Annotated in this window: 20 protein-coding genes; 5 read left to right on the forward strand and 15 right to left on the reverse strand. The window is 52.9% G+C overall.

Annotation, left to right across the window (positions count from 1 at the left end):
- Nucleotides 1-5: 5 nt before the first annotated feature.
- A complete protein-coding gene (locus N5923_RS11295; protein WP_267143789.1) occupies nucleotides 6-2468 on the reverse strand; it encodes a sensor domain-containing protein in 2463 nt (820 codons plus the stop codon).
- 262 nt (nucleotides 2469-2730) lie between these two features.
- Here N5923_RS11295 and N5923_RS11300 point away from each other — a divergent pair, with 262 nt between their 5' ends.
- A complete protein-coding gene (locus N5923_RS11300; RefSeq protein WP_267143788.1) occupies nucleotides 2731-3681 on the forward strand; it encodes a LysR family transcriptional regulator in 951 nt (316 codons plus the stop codon).
- On the opposite strand, the gene mdcH is transcribed toward N5923_RS11300, so the two are convergent.
- The 10 genes from mdcH to N5923_RS11350 form a co-directional block, all read right to left on the reverse strand.
- Nucleotides 3647-4549 (reverse strand): malonate decarboxylase subunit epsilon, encoded by a 903-nt coding sequence (gene mdcH, locus N5923_RS11305; RefSeq protein ID WP_267143787.1) that lies wholly within the window; start codon nucleotides 4547-4549, stop codon nucleotides 3647-3649. The two genes, N5923_RS11300 and mdcH, sit on opposite strands and share 35 nt — an antisense overlap.
- Nucleotides 4546-5157: a malonate decarboxylase holo-ACP synthase gene (locus N5923_RS11310; protein WP_267145233.1), complete on the reverse strand. Its 612-nt coding sequence runs from the start codon at nucleotides 5155-5157 to the stop codon at nucleotides 4546-4548. The genes mdcH and N5923_RS11310 overlap by 4 nt, the downstream gene beginning before the upstream one ends.
- Nucleotides 5158-5161: 4 nt before the next feature.
- Nucleotides 5162-6121 carry an AEC family transporter gene (locus N5923_RS11315; RefSeq protein ID WP_267143785.1) on the reverse strand — a complete coding sequence of 320 codons (960 nt, stop codon included), beginning with the start codon at nucleotides 6119-6121 and terminating at the stop codon, nucleotides 5162-5164.
- Nucleotides 6122-6229: 108 nt separating this feature from the next.
- Nucleotides 6230-7033, reverse strand: a complete 804-nt coding sequence (mdcE, locus tag N5923_RS11320; RefSeq protein ID WP_267143784.1) for a biotin-independent malonate decarboxylase subunit gamma — start codon at nucleotides 7031-7033, stop codon at nucleotides 6230-6232.
- Entirely contained in the window at nucleotides 7030-7866 is an 837-nt protein-coding gene (locus tag N5923_RS11325) for a biotin-independent malonate decarboxylase subunit beta (protein ID WP_267143783.1), read from the reverse strand. Before N5923_RS11325 ends, mdcE begins: the two co-directional genes overlap by 4 nt.
- A complete protein-coding gene (gene mdcC / locus N5923_RS11330) occupies nucleotides 7859-8158 on the reverse strand; it encodes a malonate decarboxylase acyl carrier protein (protein ID WP_267143782.1) in 300 nt (99 codons plus the stop codon). The genes N5923_RS11325 and mdcC overlap by 8 nt, the downstream gene beginning before the upstream one ends.
- A 17-nt stretch (nucleotides 8159-8175) precedes the next feature.
- Complete coding sequence (locus N5923_RS11335; protein ID WP_267143781.1) at nucleotides 8176-9030, reverse strand: triphosphoribosyl-dephospho-CoA synthase; 855 nt, start codon at nucleotides 9028-9030, stop codon at nucleotides 8176-8178.
- The gene (mdcA, locus tag N5923_RS11340; RefSeq protein ID WP_267143780.1) at nucleotides 9030-10685 is read right to left on the reverse strand and encodes a malonate decarboxylase subunit alpha; all 1656 of its coding nucleotides are present in this window, start codon (nucleotides 10683-10685) and stop codon (nucleotides 9030-9032) included. The genes N5923_RS11335 and mdcA overlap by 1 nt, the downstream gene beginning before the upstream one ends.
- 251 nt (nucleotides 10686-10936) lie before the next feature.
- Complete coding sequence (locus tag N5923_RS11345) at nucleotides 10937-11530, reverse strand: cupin domain-containing protein (RefSeq protein WP_267143779.1); 594 nt, start codon at nucleotides 11528-11530, stop codon at nucleotides 10937-10939.
- Between the two features lie 232 nt (nucleotides 11531-11762).
- Nucleotides 11763-12452, reverse strand: a complete 690-nt coding sequence (locus N5923_RS11350; RefSeq protein WP_267143778.1) for a FliA/WhiG family RNA polymerase sigma factor — start codon at nucleotides 12450-12452, stop codon at nucleotides 11763-11765.
- 563 nt (nucleotides 12453-13015) lie between these two features.
- On the opposite strand from N5923_RS11350, the gene N5923_RS11355 reads away from it, so the two are divergent.
- Both N5923_RS11355 and N5923_RS11360 read left to right on the forward strand, forming a co-directional pair.
- Nucleotides 13016-13948: a winged helix-turn-helix domain-containing protein gene (locus N5923_RS11355; RefSeq protein WP_267143777.1), complete on the forward strand. Its 933-nt coding sequence runs from the start codon at nucleotides 13016-13018 to the stop codon at nucleotides 13946-13948.
- Nucleotides 13923-14387, forward strand: a complete 465-nt coding sequence (locus N5923_RS11360) for a hypothetical protein (protein ID WP_267143776.1) — start codon at nucleotides 13923-13925, stop codon at nucleotides 14385-14387. Before N5923_RS11355 ends, N5923_RS11360 begins: the two co-directional genes overlap by 26 nt.
- Before the next feature lie 11 nt (nucleotides 14388-14398).
- Here the strand turns inward: N5923_RS11360 and N5923_RS11365 are convergent, their stop codons facing one another.
- Entirely contained in the window at nucleotides 14399-15406 is a 1008-nt protein-coding gene (locus tag N5923_RS11365; protein ID WP_267143775.1) for a sigma-54 interaction domain-containing protein, read from the reverse strand.
- Nucleotides 15407-15839: 433 nt separating this feature from the next.
- Here N5923_RS11365 and N5923_RS11370 point away from each other — a divergent pair, with 433 nt between their 5' ends.
- Together N5923_RS11370 and N5923_RS11375 are read left to right on the forward strand one after the other, a co-directional pair.
- On the forward strand, nucleotides 15840-16256 hold the full coding sequence (locus N5923_RS11370) for a flagellar type III secretion system protein FlhB (protein ID WP_267143774.1): 417 nt from the start codon (nucleotides 15840-15842) through the stop codon (nucleotides 16254-16256).
- Between the two features lie 118 nt (nucleotides 16257-16374).
- The gene (locus N5923_RS11375) at nucleotides 16375-16860 is read left to right on the forward strand and encodes a YlaC family protein (protein WP_267143773.1); all 486 of its coding nucleotides are present in this window, start codon (nucleotides 16375-16377) and stop codon (nucleotides 16858-16860) included.
- A 1-nt stretch (nucleotide 16861) separates the two neighbouring features.
- On the opposite strand, the gene N5923_RS11380 is transcribed toward N5923_RS11375, so the two are convergent.
- The 3 genes from N5923_RS11380 to N5923_RS24790 all read right to left on the reverse strand — a co-directional run bounded on the left by N5923_RS11380 (nucleotide 16862) and on the right by N5923_RS24790 (nucleotide 20159).
- On the reverse strand, nucleotides 16862-18271 hold the full coding sequence (locus tag N5923_RS11380) for an aminotransferase-like domain-containing protein (RefSeq protein ID WP_267145234.1): 1410 nt from the start codon (nucleotides 18269-18271) through the stop codon (nucleotides 16862-16864).
- A gap of 431 nt (nucleotides 18272-18702) precedes the next feature.
- A complete protein-coding gene (locus tag N5923_RS11385) occupies nucleotides 18703-19623 on the reverse strand; it encodes an Rpn family recombination-promoting nuclease/putative transposase (protein ID WP_267143771.1) in 921 nt (306 codons plus the stop codon).
- A 350-nt stretch (nucleotides 19624-19973) separates the two neighbouring features.
- Nucleotides 19974-20159, reverse strand: a complete 186-nt coding sequence (locus N5923_RS24790) for a hypothetical protein (RefSeq protein ID WP_407704441.1) — start codon at nucleotides 20157-20159, stop codon at nucleotides 19974-19976.
- Nucleotides 20160-20241: the final 82 nt, after the last annotated feature.

Below are 20241 nucleotides of genomic sequence, written 5' to 3' on the forward strand. Positions count from 1 at the left end.
TGCGATTACAAGTCCTTCAGCCGGGTTTCCGCCGGCTGCGGACGACCAAACAGATACCCCTGGAACAGCGTACAACCTTCAGCCTTCAGCTTTTCAAACTGTGCGGCGCTCTCTACCCCTTCGGCGGTAATCTGAATATTCAGGCTGCGGCTCATACCGGTAATGGCGCGAATAATCGCCAGCGCTTCACGACTGTCATGCATATCATTGATAAATGACTTATCAATTTTGATTTTGTCGAACGGGAACGAACGCAGATAGCTTAACGAAGAGTAGCCGGTACCAAAATCATCCAGCGCAATCAGCACGCCCAGACTTTTCAGCTGTTGCAGCACGCGCAAATTCCCCAGCGAATCATCCAGCAGCACCGACTCGGTGATCTCCAGTTCCAGACGATGCGGTTCCAGCCCCGACTCTTTTAGCGCGGCTTCGACCACCGACACCAGTTCACTATTTTTAAACTGCAACGGCGAAAGATTCACTGACACCGTCTGATGCGCTGGCCACTTCGCCGCTTCACGGCAGGCTTCATACAGTGCATAGGCGCCCAGACTGTGGATCAGCCCCGTCTCTTCGGCAATCGGGATAAAATCATTGGGCATAATCAGCCCCTGCAGCGGATGTTGCCAGCGCATCAGCGCTTCATAGCCAATAATATCGCGCTGTTCGGCATTGGTGATGGGCTGATAGTATAATTTCAGCTGTCCGCTGGTGATCGCTTCACGCAGATCGTTTTCCACCAGACGTCGGTGCCGCGCCAGATCGTCCATCTCGGGGGTAAAGTTTTCAAAGCGATTGCGGCCGTTGCGCTTGGCTTCATATAACGCCATATCGGCGCAGCGCAGCAGATGATCGGTGGTGACAAGATCGGCGCTGGCCAGCGCCACGCCAATACTGAGCCCGACCGCTAAATTATGCCCTTCAATATTAATCACCGGTCGCACAACATCAATCAGACGGGTAGCAACGGCTTCAGCTTCTTGCTGATGGCTAAGGGCTGGCAATACGATAGCAAACTCATCACCACCAATCCGCGCCAGCGTATCTTCATCACGCAGCACCCCACGCAGTCGTTTGGCAACCGCGCGCAGCAGCTCGTCGCCAATCTGATGTCCCAGCGAGTCATTGACGTTTTTAAAGTTATCCAGATCGAGGCACAGCGCCGCGGTCTGTTTGCCGCTGGCTGTATCCTGGCGCAGCGCATCATTCAGCCGCTGGCTAAACAGCACGCGGTTTGGCAGGCTGGTCAGATTATCGTGATGCGCCATATGGTGAATACGCGCATCGGCTGCGCGCTGGTCGGTGACATCATCGGCAATCAGCAGCACATAATGGGTACGCGCATCATTGCCGCGCGCCATTACCGCACGGGTATGCAGGATGCGATCGCCACCGGAAGTCGCGAGTAACTGCTCACTTTTATGCACGCCTTCGCTGCGTAACGCATCATCAGACAGACGATTAAAATAGTCGCTTAATTGCGCCGTCATGCACTCATGGGGTTTTTTCCCCTGCATGCGTGTCCTGGAACTGCCAAGCAGCGATTCTGCTTTGCTGTTCACCAGCAGGATCTCACGCGAAATTGCATCCTCGACAATCACGCAGGAAGGGATATTGGCAATAATAGTATCGAGAAACTTCGACAACGCATCCATCGCTGCGCTATTGGCTTCTGCCAGATCACGCGCGCGCAGGATCTGCTGCTCGTATTCGCGGCGTTCGGTCACATCGCGGGTGATTTTGGCATAGCCGATCAGGCTGCGATTATCATCATAAATGGCGTCAATCACCACATGGGCCCAGAAAGCGCTGCCATCTTTGCGATAGCGCCAGCCTTCATCCTCAAAGCGTCCGGTTCTCAGTGCGGTGGCCAGATTGACATCAGGTAATTTATTCTGACGATCCTGGGCGCTGTAAAACAGCGAAAAATGACGTCCGACAATTTCATCTGACACATAGCCTTTGGCACGCTGGGCGCCGGCATTCCAGTTCACTACCCGGCCCAGCGGATCCAGCATATAGATAGCGTAGTCGGTGACCCCTTCCACCAGCAGACGAAATTTCTGCTCCTGCTCGCTCTGCTCACGCCTGGCACGCTGCTCTTCAGTGCAGTCACGGGTGATTTTGGCGTAACCAATTAATTTGCCGGCGTCGTCGTAAATCGCGTCGATCACCACATTCGCCCAGAAGGCGCTGCCATCTTTGCGATAACGCCAGCCCTGATCTTCAAAGCGCCCGGTGCGGAAAGCCTGCTGCAGGTTTTTCTCCGGGATGTAAGCCATCCGCTCCTGCACGCTGTAAAACAGTGAAAAGTGTTTGCCGACAATCTCTTCAGACAGGTAGCCTTTGGCTCGCTGCGCGCCCGCATTCCAGTTCGCGACGGTGCCATCTGGTTTCAGCATATAAATGGCGTAATCAACCACGCTCTGCACCAGCAGTCGATACATTACATCAGAGTTTTCATTCATTATTTTTTTAATCCGATTGCTGAGCAGGTTGAAGAGAACAAGAAAAATACGGCAAGATTAATCAATGTCTTAATCAGCTATTAACTGAAAATGCCAATGCCCACAAGTGACTATCAAGCGATAGTCACAGTTTGTCTGATAATCTATCGGCACTGATGAAAAAACATTCATAGCTATTTTGTGCTCTGGTCAGGTCTGATGCGCCCTGCCGCCCGACAATGTGCTTATTTACAGTCAGTTAATTTCGGCATAAGGTCTGCAGATGAAAATTGATGCTGATATCACTTTCCGCAAACTGGAAATCTTTATTGCGTTTATGGCGAATGGCAATATTGCCCGTACCGCCGAAGCGCTGGGTCTGAGCAGCGTTAGCGTGCATCGTGCGCTGCACACGCTGGAAGAGAGCGTACGCTGCCCGCTATTTATGCATAAAGGGCGTAATCTGCTGCCGCTGCCGGCTGCGCATACCCTGCTGGCGCACAGTGTCGATGCGGTGGAGGTGATGGCGTGCGGCATTGACGAAGCGCGAAAAGCCGCTGGCGTCGGCCAGGGACGGATGCGGGTTGGCACGCTCTATTCTCTGACGCTGGAAACCGTACCGCGTCTGATTATGGGCATGAAACTGCGGCGGCCGGAGCTGGAACTGGAGCTGATGATGGGCTCCAACCAGATGCTGCTGAATAAGCTGGAAGAGGGTCAGCTGGATGCTATTTTACTGTCAGTGACCGACAGCCAGATCGATACCCATCGCCATCAGGTATTGCCGCTATTTGAAGATGATATATTTCTCGCCGCCCCTGCCAGTTCAGCGCTGAATATCAGCGGTGAAGCGGATCTGCGTGACTTTCGCCAGCAGAAGTTTGTCTCGCTGGCGGAGGGCTTCGCCACCTATCACGGTTTTCAGGAAGCCTTCCATGTCGCCGGTTTTGAGCCGGATATTGTGATGCGCGTTAATGACATCTTTTCGATGCTGAGTCTGGTGCAGGCGGGAGTGGGCTTTACCCTGGTGCCGGGCCGGATGAAAAAGGTGTATGAAAATTCGCTGCAACTGATGAAGCTGGCTGAGCCGTATCAGATGCGGCAAACCATCGCTATCGTCTTTAACCGCAACCGCGAATATGACCCCAATATTCTGGCGCTAACGGCTGAAGGCCGCATGTACAGCCGCGACACCGCTTTTAGCGCAGCGCCCGCACCCGCTGCGCCAGTTTAACCGCCAGTTCGCTGCCGCTCTGCTCCAGCGCGATAGCTTCACCATGGGAAAACGCCTGCCGCGTCAGGCCGCTCAGCACCGCGCCCGGCGGCATCTCAATCGCCAGCCCGACTTCGCGCTCGCTGGCGGCCACCATAGCCTCATGCCAGCAAACGGTATGCGCCATATTCAGCGCTAAATCCTGCGCAATACGCTGCGGCTGCCACAACACGCGGCCGCTGCTGCCGCTGAGATAGCCATAGCGCGGACGCTGCAATGTCACCCGGGTAAAAGCCGCCACCAGCTGCTGCGCCGGTGCATTAAGTAACGCGCAGTGCGAGGGCACGCTAACCGCCAGCCGACATGCTTTGCTTGCTCCTGCCGCCAGCGCACGCTGCGCGGTTGCCGCCATCTGCGCATCGCTACCGGCAATCACCAGTTGCTGTTCAGCATTGATATTCGCCAGATACGTTGCGCCCAGCAATGGCTCCAGCTGGTGCTGCGTCAGACCGACAATCGCGGTAAGACCGTAACCCTGTGGATACGCCTGCTCCATCAGTTCACCACGCAAGGCCACCAGTCTGACCGCATCGCTAAAGCTCAGCGCACCGGCCACTACCGCCGCCGGAAACGCACCAATCGACAGACCGCTGACAAAATCCGGTGCCACCTGCTGCGCAATAAGCTGTCGCGCCCAGGCCACACCGCAGATCAATAAACTGAGCTGCACCGCCCGGGTATGTTGCAGCGCCGTGGCGCTGTCGAGCTGGCGCGCATCCTCGCCGAGGATATCACTGGCGCAATCCAGTATGCTGTCGCCATCCGGCAGGTTCTGCAACATACCGGGACGCTGGGGACCTTGTCCCGGAAAGGTAAATAAGATTTTCATTTGGCCTCCTGCCACGGGTTTTGTGTAATACGCGGGCCATAATGGGTTTTCAGCAATACCCGGCCATCGCGCAGCCATTCATTGAGGGCGAAAGCACCGTAAGGAGTTTCTATCTGAGTGTTCGCCCGACACGGCAGGCTGGCGACCATCCGGCTCCAGCGCGCCAGTTCTTCAGCGGCCAGCGGCTGCGGCGCGCGGATCAGCAGATCGAGATCGCTGTCGCCATGCATCACCGGCACTTCACTGGCCAGCGCAAATCCGCAACTGCCGGTAATCCCCCACGACCACGACCAGGGTTGCTGCGCCAGCAAAATCGCCGCCTGTACCGGCTGCTGTGAGACAAAAGGCGAGCGCAGCAGCAACGGGACATCGGCCAGCGCTTCCGGCGCCAGCGTGCGCCGGATAGCGTCAGGCGCCACCCAGGCCGCTGCGCGCTGGTCGCGTCGCAGGCCACGCACGCCAACCGCAATCAGCCCCTGTGGATGAATGTCACGTCGCACCACCAGCGGCAATGTTACGCGCCACTGGCTGCTGACCCATGCGGGCAGTTCGCCCTGCAGGGCGTTAACGGCATGCAGCCAGATCAGGTCGTGCGGGCGTGGCGACATCGGTTCAGATTCCTGCGGTCAGTGAGATAAATAGCGGCAGGGTGACAATACAGAGCACTGAACTAATCAGCAATGTGGCTTCAGCATCCGGCGACTCAACGCCAAAGCGGTTGCCAAACACCACGCCAAAGAAACCAGCTGACAGTGCCACCATCAGGATCGCGGTGATCGCCAGCGATCCATGTATGCCCAGCATTAACACCAGCCCCCAGGCAATAAACGGCTGCACCAGCATGGTTACCAGGCTGCCGATAATTACCACCCGATTAATTTTCAGCTGGCGCGCCGACAGAATCACCCCGGTCAGGAACAGCGCTGCCGCGGTGGCGGCCAGACCCAGTGGTTTTATTGAGGTCAGCAGCAGTTCCGGCATCCGCAGGCCAAAAGCGGACAGCACCACGCCAAGCAGCGGTCCCCAGACAATCGGTTTGGTAACGGAACGCCACATCAGCACCGGCAACATCGCCAGCGAAGAACCGGCATCGCCACCTGCTTTTAACGCTTTCTCACGTTCGAGGATCAGCAGGCAGAATGGCGTCATCAGCACCGAACCGCAGGCAATCGACACCGCTACTGACAGCGACGTGGTGGAGCCATCGCCCAGCACGCTGCTGAGAATCGGCAGGCCCAGCGCGGCATAGTTTGGCAACGCAACGGTCAGGGTCAGCACCGCCGCATCCTGCGGGGTTTTACCAAACACTTTGGTACACAGCAGATAGATAGCGCCATAGGTGATCCACATCGCCAGCGTCAGTACCACCACCAGCGGCCACTGCTGCACAATCCCGCTCCATGGCGTCTGCACGGTGGCGGCAAACAGCGCCGCAGGCAGGGCAAAATCCATCACAAAAATATTCAGCAGTGAGACGTTATGGTTATCGACCATTTTCGCCTTACCGGCATAAAAACCTAACAGCATAATAATAAAGATCGGTGCAAGGGCATGAACAATTACGTAAGTCATAAATCACCTGTTAACAATTAGTTAAGATTAAGCACAGGCGCGATGAGTTTATTATTTTTTCAGGGGTGGCCATCACGGACACCCCTGGCAGGTCTGTCTCAGAATGATTTACCAGTCGGCGCGCATCCGTTCGCGCACCAGCGCGGAACTGCGGCGATTGGCGCCACGCAGGCGGTGACGCAGCGAACGATCGCCAGCACGCGCCTGACTGACCGCGGCGATCAGAGTGTCGATCACCTGCTGACCATCAGCGGCAGTGGGCTGATCGGGTTGCTGAATATCCAGCAAGGTATCGAGTAAGCCCAGCGTCTGGTAGTTGCCAATGTCGTAGGCCATCGGTGGCACGGTGGCCGCCAGTTTCTCCAGCGCCTCAACGCTGCGCAGGGTGATGCGCGCCGCCGACTCTTTACCCATCGCATGAATCATCACGTCAGGATCGTTAAAGGCGATCAGCTGATTAGCCTGGTAACCATGCGCCAGAAACGCCCCGGACATCGCCTTACCGACGATCAGACCAATCACCGGATGACCGGCCAGACGCGCTTTGGCGTACGCGCCTGCAGCGCCAGCCAGCGCCTGGTGAATGCCAAAAGCTTCTTCGCGGCGGCCATAGGCCTGGCTTGGCACATCAATCACCGCCACGATAATGCGTTTTTCCGCACGTCCGGCATCGGCGGCGACCGCTTCATTAACCACTTTGGCCAGCGTCCAGCCCTCCAGCAGTCCCACCTCCCCTCTGGCCGCGCGCGGATAGTGATTATCCGCATCCGGCACCACGGCGATAAACCGCGCCTGCTGACCCGCCAGACTGCCATCCACCACCTGTACTGACGGGCAGAGACCTGACAGGCGCTGACCGCCTGCGCTTAGCAGTGAAAGCCAGCGTTCACCGCGACTGACTGGATGACTCATAACCCCTCCTTGTCGGCGAACAGCTGTTGAATTTGCTGCGCGTCGGCCTGTTTGCTGGTATCGAACCGCTGCAACAGCGGCAGATAGTAGTGATAGTTATCAGAGCGATGCTGAACCGGCACCCCTTTGGCAATCGCCGCATTGACCGCCTGTTTCACCGCCTGGATACCGTCGCCGACCAGTGCATCGACCAGGCCGCTCTGGTAGCGCACTTCGCCGCCGGTCATGCTCCAGATAAACGGCCGATCGCGCGAGTCGTACTCATCGATTCCCGCTTCCTGCTCAATCACCTGCGGACCATTAAGACCGAGGCGCGCCTCGCGGGTAACGATCAGATAGCTGCATAACGCCGCCGCAATCGACATACCGCCAAAGCAGCCGACGGTGCCGGCAATGACGCCAATCACCGGGGTATAGCGGCGCAGATCGACAATCGCCGCGTGGATATCGGCAATCGCCGCCAGCCCGAGGTTGGCTTCCTGCAGACGCACGCCACCGGTTTCCAGACACAGTACCGCCTGGGTGGCAATGCCGTTGCGGTTATCTTCCGCCGCCAGCTCCAGCGCCGCCGCCATTTTCGCGCCGGAGACTTCGCCCATACTGCCGCCCTGGAACGCCCCTTCGACGGCGATAACCACCGCTGGCTGACCATTAATTGTGCCTTTGGCGACCACCATGCCGTCATCGGCTTGCGGCACAATGCCCTGGCCGCTCAGCCACGGTGAAGTGATGGCGGCAAAAGGGTCGAGCAGTTCACGGAAGCTGCCGCTATCCAGCAGCTGACGGGCACGCTCACGCGCTTTCAGCTCGATAAAACTGCGATCGTCACGCATCGCTCGCCTCCTCAAATACCTGTTCAATTCGGATGCGCGCCACACCAGGCGTGGCGCCAAAGTCGTGAATGGTCAGCGTACCGCCCGGCAGGCTGCTGAGCGCGGTTAAGCGGTCAAACAGCGCACGCCAGCGCGCTTCGCTGTTGTCTACCGAGGTGGTAATGGCGACATGCAGCGTGCTGTCAGTGTTCGCCACAAACAGCGCTTCCAGATCGCCAGAACCCACCACGCCCGCCAGCGCTCTGCCTTGCAGGGTGCGCGTGGCCGGAAACGATAAGGTGATTTGTTCCATAACGTCCTCTCAGATAATTAATGTTCTGTTATTCGGTCTAAAAACAGGGTGGCCGCCAGCAGATCCGCGGCGCCACCCGGCGAGGCATTTAATGCCAGCATCTGACTGTCCAGCCGCGCCAGGGCTGCACGTCCGGCAGGCTGCGCACAGCCGCCCGCGATCAGCACTGCTTTTGCGCCCTGCTGCATCGCCTGTAAACCAGCCAGCCCGGCGCGCGACAGCACACAGGTGTCGCTTAACGAGGTCATAATCGCCATCAGCGCATCAAGTTGCGCCGCTGCTTCACTGGCGCCCTGTTGACGGCTGCGATGCAGCTGCGGCAGCGCCAGCTGCATCACATGCGGAAAGCGCTGCTGCGCCTCTTCACGCGCCCCCGGCAACTGATAGCGCTGAGTAGCACGCAGACCTTTGCTAAACGACTTCGGCGCGGCCTCATCAGGCAGCTGTGCCAGACGAGCTGCACTGTCAGTAATTAGCACCGCGCTGGCGCTATCACCCTGCATCGCCGCCGCCGACACCAGCAGCCCCAGCGCCCAGATAGCGCCGCGATGGGTATTTACCCCGTTGGTGGCCGCCATCATGCTGGCTTCACCCTCGCGCCCCAGTTTTCCGACCTGCTGACGTAGCGCGATATCCGCACGGCGCTGCCAGCTGTGCAGCGCCAGCTGACAGAAGGTTGGCGTCAGGCTGTGGGCGGAGCGCTCCATTAGCGCCAGGCTTAAATCCTGGTGCGCGCCGTTGCCGCGGGCATCCACCAGTCCGGGTTTCGGACTGAGACGGGCTTCAGCAATCAGACAATCCGTCGCCACTCTGGCCAGACGTTCGGCGTACTGCTCAGCGTCAGTGGCGGAAAAACCGGGTTGTAGCCTCATTACCAGCTCCGGAATTTCGCTGGCGGGTTATATAAACCGCCGGACCATTCGACCAGATCCGCCACGCTACCGGCCGCCAGCAGTGAACGACTGGCTTCGGTACGGCGGATCCCCAGATCTTCCGGGAACGCCACTTTGCCTTCACGACGCAGCTGCGCCACCCGTGCGGCATCGACACCCAGCCCGATATCAGTAATACCCGCTACCGCGGCTACCATCGCGCGACGCTCTTCCATCGACTGTGCCCGATAGAGATAGGCAATCCCCTCTTCGGTCAGCACATGGGTGACGTCATCGCCGTAGATCATCACCGGCGCCAGCGGCATCGCGGCGGCTTTCGCCACTTCAAGCGCATCGAGTTTTTCGACAAAGGTCGGTTTCACCCCGGCCTGGAAGGTTTCCACCATCTGCACCACCAGCTTACGACCGCGAACCATTGGATCGGGTTTGTCGATCATCGCCAGCCAGGCAGGCGTCGCGTGGCGACGGCCGTGTGGATCGTGGCCCATATTTGGCGCGCCGCCGAAGCCGGATAGGCGTCCACGGGTTACGGTTGAAGAGTTGGCGTAGCCATCAATTTGCAGCGTCGAGCCAATAAACATATCCACCGCGTATTGCCCGGCCAGCTGGCAGAAAGCACGATTCGATCGCATCGATCCGTCGGATCCGGTGAAGAACACATCCGGACGCGCAGCGATATAGTTTTCCATCCCCAGCTCGCTACCAAAGCTGTGGACACTCTCCACCCAGCCGCTTTCAATGGCGGGGATCAGGGTCGGATGCGGGTTAAGGGTCCAGTGACGGCAAATTTTGCCTTTCAGACCCAGCTGTTCACCGTAAGTCGGCAGCAGCAGTTCGATAGCGGCGGTATTAAAGCCAATACCGTGATTCAGCGACTGCACCTGATGCTCAGCGTAGATGCCTTTAATCGCCATCATCGCCATCAGGATATGTTCCTGTTTGATCATGCGCGGGTCGCGGGTAAACAGCGGTTCGATAAAGAACGGCTTGTCGGCCACCACCACAAAATCGACCCAGGAACCGGGAATGTCAACGCGCGGCAGATCGCACTCGTCATCTACCAGTTCGTTGACCTGCGCAATCACCAGACCATCACGGAAAGCCGCGGCTTCCACCAGCGCTGGCGTATCTTCGGTGCTGGCACCGGTATAAAGATTGCCTTTGCGGTCGGCCTTAAAGCCCGCCACCAGCGCCACATTGGGGATCAGATCAACATACAGACGGGCATAGAGTTCGATATAGGTGTGGATCGCACCGATCTCCAGCACGCCATCTTCCAGCAGCTGCGAGATACGCAGACTCTGGGTGCCGGAGAAGGAGAAATCGAGTTTGCGGGCAATGCCTTTTTCGAAGATATCGAGATGCTCACTGCGTCCGACACTCGGCATAATCATATGCAGATCGTGCACTTTCGCCGGATCGACTTCCGCCAGCATCCGTGAAAGAAAATCGGCCTGCTTCTGATTATTACCTTCGAGGATCACCCGATCGCCGGGAGCGATCAGTTTTTCCAGTAAAGCCGGTAAGTCGGCGGTGGGTAAGACTTTTCCCTGCAAATTGAGGGATGCGATGCGACGTCGCTTTTCGCTGCGGCGCGTATCCCAGACACGTGATGACGCTTGTCCAGGCAACATGGTTAACCTCCTGATTCAATTCAGTTCTGTGAATAACCTGACTGAGATGAATTTTAAGAAGTTGGTCCTGTTGCATCAATAAAGCCGCGCGACGGAACATTAGCCTGAGGGTAACGATTATAAATTTATCTTTATATTCATATGGTTATAAAACACCAGGCGTGGCTGAGGTCACAAAATGGCAGCAATGAGTGGACAGGCGGCGAGAAGGCCGCCCCTGTATCAGTGCGGCCTTCTCGCCACAGGGAAAATCAGCCCTGGGCCGCGATGGGATGCCAGAGTTCCGTCACGGCGCCTTCACCGCCAGTAATGGGATCTGTTGGCGGCATTGGGACACGTTGAATGTTTTTGATAGCCAGCGCCATTTTACTTTGGTCATCGCGTAGCGTATCGGGCTCCATACCTTCAGGATAAGCGCCAACGGTGAAAAATTCTTCACTGGCGGCTACTTGTCGATGACCGACCCCTGCCGGAATCAGCACCGCATCGCCTGCGCGCAGGGTCACCATACGACCGCTTTCGCCACCAAACAGGATTTCGGCCCAGCCTTCACAGACGCCCAGCAACTCATGGGTGTTGGAATGATAATGGGTATAAGGAAACACCGGCGCACGCCAGCGTGGGCTCCAGCCATGTTGAGCAAACTGCTGTTCAAAATAAGCCGCGATATCTTCAATCTCATCCGGCACGATGCGCGGATAAATAATCAGCGGCAAGGGACTATTGGGCACGCCATTTGACGGCGATCCCAGCATCAGATGCTGAGGATTGCCTGAGATCCCGGCAGAAAAGGTTCCGGCGGCAAATGACATCATCAACAACAAATTGCCTGTGGAAGGGAACATATAACTACTCCCGTTAAAGTGAACATCGATGTATTCAGTGTGGCAGTTATTAACAGAGGTGCAACAGAAATCATCACTGCCGTGATCACATAATCACTTAATTTTTATCGACTTAAGTCAAATCACATCGATTAGAAAAAAAACCGGTGTCGATGTTCACCGGTAGAACCAATGACAGAGTTCAAAAAACAGGAGCAATTTATTGCCGGACAGGTTCATCCGCAGGTTTCACTCAGAAGAATGTTTTTATTTTTTCACTGATCTTTTTATTCAACTGGCAAATGCGCGCCTCAGTTAAATCCAGAATTAACGCTATTTCCTTCAGACTCATCTCTTTCTGATGATAGAGCATGAGAATGACTTTCTCGCGCTCATCAAGTGAACTGAGCGCCAGCGATAAAGTCCGCTGAACCTCAATTTCCTCCGCCATAACCCGCCCCTGTAATGCAGATTCTAAACCATCGATTAACAGCAGATCGTCAAAACTTTCCATACTGCTGGCGCTTTCCAGCAGCAGATACTCCTGGAAAGTTTTGCTGCTCAGGCCGAGATGATGGCGAATCTCCTCCTCGGTTGGCTGGTGCCCGAGCTTACGCGTCAGTTCGCGTACCGCATCATTGATCTTGTGCGTTTTCTGCCGCAGACGACGTGGGCGCCAGTCATGCAGCCGCAACTGATCGAGCACCGCTCCGCGGACGCGCTGTAAGGCGTAACAGGCGAACTGCGCATCAGGACGTCCATAACGACGTAACGCGTCCAGCAAGCCGATTAATGCCACCTGCTGCAGATCGTCCCGATCCATTACGTTATCTGCCTGCGCCGATAGCTGGCGTACGATGCCTTTAACTAATGGCAGCCACTGTTGTAAATAGTCACTCTCTTCTGCTGGCGTGAGAGTGGTAATATCGCTCAATACGCTCATGCTAAATAATCTTCAGAAAATCATTTCAGGAATTAATACGTCCACAAAAGGCAACTTATCACCATCCATGGCAAAGGCCCGGCCAGTGATATAGCAAAGCGCATGCCAGAATTTAAAACAGAATAAAACCAGGGTGATGATGAAACCATAGGAAACTTCTCTTCCGTCACAGGGGAAGTTAACCTCCCTGAGGCGGAAATAAAGACAAAATAAAATAAACCAACCCTAAACGAAAAGTTAAAATCATTTATGTAAATATAATATCAATTAAAAATTATTAATGTTCTTTAACATTATGAAATGGCATTTTTAAAAACATATTGATAGATAAGCCATTATTAAAAAAAGAGAAGTATGAAACATCAAAAAAATGCCCTTTACACTTAAACAGTTTCAGAATAGGTTAAATGGCGCAATAACCCTGCGCTAAATATAAACAATATACGGCAAGTGAATTAATCTTCAGCCCTGACGGATTGAGATTTTTCTTGCTTAATTACATCAGGCGCATTTTTGAGTGATTCATTATAGCAATGCTAAGTATTTCAACCTTCCGGACTGGCATGAATGCCGAATGCGTCATTAACAACTGGCTTATCGATATCAGCGCAGGAGCATTAATTCACCAGCAGAATGGTGAACAGCGGCGCCTGGGCGAATATCAGCTGAAATTACTGATTGTGATGATCCAGCATGCGGACCAGATTCTCACGCGTGAAGAGCTGAATACGCTGGTGTGGGAACGTCGGGTGATTGGCAGTAACAGCTTACCTAATGCCATTCATGCGCTACGTGTGGCATTAGAAGATGACGGTAAACAGCAGCGCATTATTAAAACCATTCCGAAAAAAGGCTATATGCTGGATGCCTCATTTTGCCATTTTCGCCGCCTTGATGTTGATAAAGATCCGCAGCACGAACAGCCTGAAAGCGCCAGGCTGAGCGGTGAGGATCGGATATCGGGCGAGGAGGCCGAAAGATTGCCGCCAGCGGAAGAGTGGATTGCAGAGCCGCTGCCGGAAAGTGAACAACAGATGGCCACGCAACACGATAAATATCCGCGTCGTTTGTGGCAGGGGATTTTTCTGTTACAGATTATTGTGCTGACCTTAGCGACAGTCATCTGGCTTAACGATAATCCGCCACAGCCTCGCTTTGAGGAATTTCAGGCAGGGGTTTACAGCCAGATTCGGCTGCTGCAATTAGAGCAATTTAACCCGCGCAATGAGGGAACACGTGAAGAGATAAATAGCATCCTGGGTTCCACACTCATAAAGCTGGAACACGCGCTAAAAGAGCGGCAGGTGAAAATGGATATCTATTTTCACTCATCAGTGACCTTACTTAACCTGACTATCAGCTTACGCAGTCGTTGCGATCAACGTCAGCTGGCAATGAATCTGTTTCACTGGCGGCAGGATATCACTAAGCTTAATTCCCTGATTTTTAATGAAACGGAGCGGAAACTCAATGAAATGGCAGTATGCGTCAATTAGCCTGATGGTACTGGTTTTTCTGATTTTATTGCTGGCGATGCTGGTTCGTTCGTTACCAGCTACCAATAACAGCGATATTTTTTTACCGCAGATCACCAACGAAAATATTCAGCTGGGCTATTACGATTTGCAGGGTGATAAACGTGAGCTTTACAATCCGCGCTTTGAAGTACGCGGCGGTGCAGTGTTTATTACTCTTACCAGCCCGGATGACAGCAGTTTCAGCAGTAAATTAAAGATGCAGCTGCAACACCGCACGCCATCCGGCTTACTTTACAGCTATCAGCCACTCTACTATGCCAACCCGCAAGGCCACCGGCTGGTCCAGAATATTTTAAGTTTCATGGTGCACAATGGCGCAACGCTGAATGGTTTTGAGTTTGAGAATCGTCGGGTGGTGGTTATGCCGTCAGGATTGATATTGAGTTACGATAAGTGAATGCAGGCAGGTTATCCCAAATTAAACCCCTGCTGGCGCATAGTTGCCAGCCGGTAGCGCAGCGCCCGCGGCGTAATGCCGAGGAATTCAGCGGTTTTGGCTTTATTTCCCTGATGGAGATTGAGCAGCTCGACAATGTATTGAAATTCGGCGATTCGTCCGCGCTGTTTGATCGAAATGTTGCCGCTCAGTTCGCACGCAACATCGCTGCACGGCATCGCCTCCGACGCTAACCCGGTTGCAAGTTGCAGACCAAAGCAGGCGGCGTTTAGCTGGCCATCGACACTCATAATCAGTCCGCGCTGAACGATGTTTTCCAGCTCGCGCACATTGCCCGGCCAGTGATAACCCTCCAGCAGCAGGCGGGCGTCGGCGGTCAGCGCCGGCATTTGTGGGAGCAGTTTGCGATACTTGCTCATAAAGAATTCGGCCAGCGGAATAATCTCCTGCTTACGCTCGCGCAACGGTGCAATATGAATTGGTACTACCGCAAGCCGAAAGTAGAGATCCTGACGGAAGCGCCCTTCAGCGATCTCCCTGCTAAGATCTTTATTGGTCGAGGCAATCAGCCGGATATCCAGCGGGATTTTTTTGTAGCTGCCAAGCCGTTCAACTTCCTGTTCCTGTAACACACGCAGTAATTTAACCTGCAATGAAAGTGGCATATCGCCGATTTCATCCAGCAATAATGTTCCACCATTTGCTTGCTCAAATTTCCCTGGCTGACTGTTAACTGCGCCAGTAAAAGCGCCCTTTTCATAGCCAAAGAGAGTGGCTTCCAGCATATTCTCCGGAATTGCCGCACAGTTAACTCCGACATAGGGCGCCGTGTGATCAAATGCGGCGTGATGAATATATTTCGCCACGCACTCTTTTCCGGTACCGGTTTCACCGGTAATCAATACCGGAACATTAAATTTAGCCAGACGGCTGGCCAGCGAGAACATACTGACACTGGATGGTGCTTTAGCAATATAATTGCCATATTTTTTATCGGGAACATTCCCAATCCCATCCATAACAATAACCCTCTCCCTTTAGCTTGAAATATCATTAACAGCCGACAAAACAGTTTGCAAGTATATACTCAGGACTAATTTTATGACCAGAATTAATGAGAGATTAAAACTTTAATTGATATAAATCATAAAGTTAGAAATTAATATTAATTTTTTCGTAAAATAAAAATTAATTCATTAATAAGAAAAGCGGTATTGCATATTACATAAGTATCCTATTTAATGCAGGCGAATATATTCACTACTGCCTTATGATGATAAGACTCACCTGGTTATCATGTTAAAACCGGCGCAATTCCAGATGAACTCATGACAATGGTCAGTTTTTTATCAGCATGATTGGCAGCCAGAGTTTAAATGAACGCGTATTTCTGCTGAATATTTTTCAGGATTATTACGATCTGGCGAAGGAGTTTCAACATTTGAGGACGTAATGATGCCAGGTAACAGTAGTGATGCCAAAAGTGAAAAGCCTGGTGTTAGTAAACGGCCTGAGATGCGCGCGAAATGGGGAATTCCGCGATCAATTGATATCTCCCTGATTACCGGCCTGATGGCCAGCGTATTTACCGTAACGTTTTTCTTTTCTTACTATCAGCAGCTGATTGAAGAGGCGATTAACTCGATAAATCAGATTGCGATGCGCCTCAGTGATAACTGCACGCCTGCTCACCTTATACTGACCAACGTGCTGATGGTACTCAAATTCCTCGTTACTCTGCTGCCGATCCCGGCGGCTATGATTGTCGCCAGCCTGATACTGCGTCGGGGTCATTGCCTGCCCGTTGAACCTGAGGCTGGCGAAGAGGGCAGTGCCCCTGCAAAGGATCGCAGCCCTTCCAGTAAATAGCGTATGGAGCTGCCAGCGGCAACTGTTATAGAAAAAAGAGCTATAACTGTGTCTGTTATTATCTGGCGCAGCGTGTTCTAATTTTACCCTGGTTGGAGTTTGTATACCGAGGTGAATAATGAACGAAATAAAACAGATCCTGCAGCGTGAGATCGACGTACTCAATCGTGAAGAGCAGCGCGATAATAAACCTCGCTTCAGCTTTAACTTTCTTAAAACCCATCCCGGTCTGTGGCTGTCGATGTATATCTGTTATGCCCTGACGGTGGTGCTGATCTTTACCACTGATTTTCTTGGCTGGCCGGCATTCTGGGGCGCAACGGTGTTTATCCTGGTGATGAGCGTACTGATGCTGCTGGATATCAATCCGAAATACCGCTTTGAGGATATCGACCACCTGCACGATCTGCGCGTCTGTTACTACGGCGAATGGTATTATGTGCGCACCCTGTCTGATGATGCGATCAGCGAGATCCTCAACCACCACGCCACCCCGGAGAATGTTAAAGCCGGAATTAACCAGTTGCTCTCGAAGAAAGGCGAAGTAGATTTTTACGACGTCTATTCTCTGACCTGGGGCAACACTCCGGCAGCAACGGTTTAAATCACATCATGGCGGCTATCAGGCCGCCAAGCGTCGCTGCTGCCGCTTCCTGCGCTTCATCCCATGCCCACGACGCATTAAAACGGAAATAGTTTGTATACTGCTGGCCTGACGAGAACATGCTGCCTGGCGCAATACTGATCTGGTGGTTTAATGCCTGGTAGTAAAGCTCGGTGGCATTCACCTGCTTCGGCAACTCAATCCACAGAAAATAGCCGCCACGCGAATCGTTAATCCGCGTACCCTGCGGCAAGTGGCGTTTCAATGACTGGCGCGCCAGATTTTTACGCTGCTCCAGCACCTGACGCAGTTTGCGCAGATGGCTGTCGTAACTGCGCGTACCGAGATAGTTGGCCAGCGCCAGCTGCATCGGCGTACTGGTCGACAGGGTGCTCATCAGCTGTAAACGCTGGATGCGCTGGGCATGTTTGCCCGCCGCCACCCAGCCGACACGGAAACCGGCGACCAGATTTTTTGAGAACGAAGAACAGTGCAGCACATTGCTGGCGTGATCAAACGCCTTCGCCGGCAGTGGTTTATCGCCGCCAAAATAGAGCTCGCTGTAAACATCATCTTCAATTAATGCCACATTATATTCCGCCAGCAGCGCGACCAGTTGCTGCTTCTTTTCCGCCGTCAGCGTAAAGCCTACCGGATTCTGCTGGTTGGTCATCAGCCAGCACGCTTTGACTGGCCAGCGCGCCAGCGCCCTTCTTAGCTCATCGAGATCCATACCATGCTGCGGATCGGTGGCGATGGCCACCGTCTTCAGTTTTAGCCGCTCAATCGCCTGGAGCGCACCGTAAAATGACGGGTTCTCAATCACCACCCAGTCACCCGGCTCGGTCACCGCCTGCATGCTAAGGTTCAGCGCTTCCATTGCGCCGTTGGTAATCACAATTTCATCCGGTGATACGGTGATGCCCTGCTGGGCATAGCGTTGCGCCAGCATTTTGCGCAGCGCTTCATTACCCGGCGGCAGATTATTAATCGCATCGGCGGAGGTAAGTGTGCGCGACACGCTATTAAGCGAACGCATAAGCTGTCGTTGCGGAAAAAGCTCCGGATCGGGAAAGGCGGAACCAAACGGCATAATCGCGGGATCACGACACGCCTGTAATACATCAAAGATAAAGGCATTGATATCAACGGTTTCCGCCAGCTGCACCTTCTGATGGCTGACCGGCTGACTCAGGAACTCCGCACGCGGCGCCACATAGTAGCCGGACTGCGGACGCGACAGGATCCAGCCCTGGCTCTCCAGCACCTGATAAGCATGCATTACCGTCATCAGGCTCAGGCCGCTCAGTGCCACCTGTTCCCGTAATGAAGGCAGGCGTTCGCCGGGTTGCCACACTTCCGCTTCAATCTGTGCACGCATCTGATGCACCAGCTGTTGGTATTTTGCCACGATCTGTTACAGGCCATTTTGGGTTAGAAGGGAACTATTATAGGTAATGGCGGCAGGATTGTCGTGGGTGGTGAAGGTGGCAGATAAAGGCAACAGCTGCAAAGTATCAAGCTCATAGTGCAACAGAAGTTCTTCAGGCTAAGCTATCTGCAGCTGTTCTCTGGCAGCTCGATTTTTTCATTTTTTTAACCCTGTTATTCCATTTAAGGTCGTCGGGCTTTAACACAGGGAATTTTATGTTTTCAATAGCTGAACATTTAACTGCCAGTCAGCTATATACATGTTTAGCTGGCCTTATGCTAATAAGGTTAAAATTTGCTATAGGTTAGAATTATCAGGCTCAACTTCCATCGAAAAAAAACATATAACATTAACTATATCGGAGGTAATAATTCTACAAATATGAGCCTGAGTTTTATTTATCAATACATTCAAAAACGGAGTCGTCTGATAACACCTTTTTTCAGCCCGGTCACTTTCATTACGGTAGAAGTTTTTATTCCTTCAAGCAGCATTGCGCGGGCAACTTTAAGTAAGCCCTCCTGCTGCCCTTCCTTACGCCCTTCCTGAAGCCCTTCCTGACGCCCTTCCAGCCGTCCTTTCATCTCAAGTCTCTGTGACATAGTCATAATTAACTCCTTGTCTTGTGGTAATCGCCTCGCCAGCATCTGGATAAATGATGGCGTGTCTGCAGTATCTCCTGCCCGCAGTATATATTCAATCGCCGCAGCGCGCTGTGCCTCGGTAATGTTGTTGCTTTCCAGCAAGGTAACCAGTTGTTCAAAGTGTACCGCCAGATCATGCGCAAAGATATTCTTCTGCATAAATTCAAGCAGCGCCATCCCTTTATGTTTCAGGATTTCCTTATCGGAAATGGCGGTAATGTCTACCAACAGAAAGCAGGTGTCATGCAGCCCCATTACCAGTTCTGGCTCATTGGTTGTCTTGCGTAAATAGAGTGAATAGGGATAAGGCCTTCTACGACCATGATAGAAAACAATCGGAATCACCAGCGGTAACGACTCGCTCCGGGCATCGTAATAGGGCTGCATCCCGGCTACAACATAGCGTAACTGCCGGTACGCCATATGCTTGTGTGGTGAACTCTGATGTTCAATCACGCAATAGATATTACCGTTTCCACTATTCGTTTTCATTGAATAATAGATATCCGCGCGAAGTTCCCGCTGGTTATTGTCGATAAAATTGCCAGACGCCAATTGCAGAGTATCCAGGTTGCAACGCCGTAAAAATGCGGACGGCAGATGAATCTCCAGAAAATCCCTGGCGATAGTCGGGTCGGCGAGAAATTGTTTAAACACTGTATCATGTGGTGTAGAGGTGATAGTCATTTTACTGCGTCCTGTCATTCCGTTTGACATTATCTGCTTTTGGTCGAGAGCTTTCATCATAGTGGTGGTTAAAATAGCAAAACACAAAGTAAAAGCTAAGGCGCAATTAATAATCCGTGAGAATAACCACAAAAAATATCGCTAATTTCATGAAATTTCACAAGTGACGCATTAATTAATAGTTAGTGTTATAAATAGAGGTGAAAGAAAATTGTTACACGAAGCTTTATTTTTTAGCAGTGGTCAACACCTGACAGTTTATGTTTTATTGGGGTTGGCGCTTCACGAACTTCAGCCCGTTTTATCTCACCTCACATAAAACCTGAATTACGACCATATTTAGTTTTTATTTAGATTGCCAGCAACCTGAGGTGATCGTTTATTACTCGATTATCTTCATATGTTCGGCTGCCTGCATCAATGGTGATTTCCTTCCAGTTGATATTGTTACCTTTCTCATTACCTTTTGCGGTATTGACACTGGCCGAAATAGTCAGATCGGTTCTGTCGGATCCCGCTGTCAGATCAATACCGATAGATCCGCCTTTACTGGAGTTTCTGGCTGTCTATTGCCGTCTGTAGCGTGATATCCAGCGCAGCATCGAGGGTGATATCGGT

Origin of the sequence: Winslowiella arboricola, assembly GCF_025527015.1 — a bacterium.
Taxonomy (GTDB): Bacteria; Pseudomonadota; Gammaproteobacteria; order Enterobacterales; family Enterobacteriaceae; genus Erwinia; species Erwinia arboricola.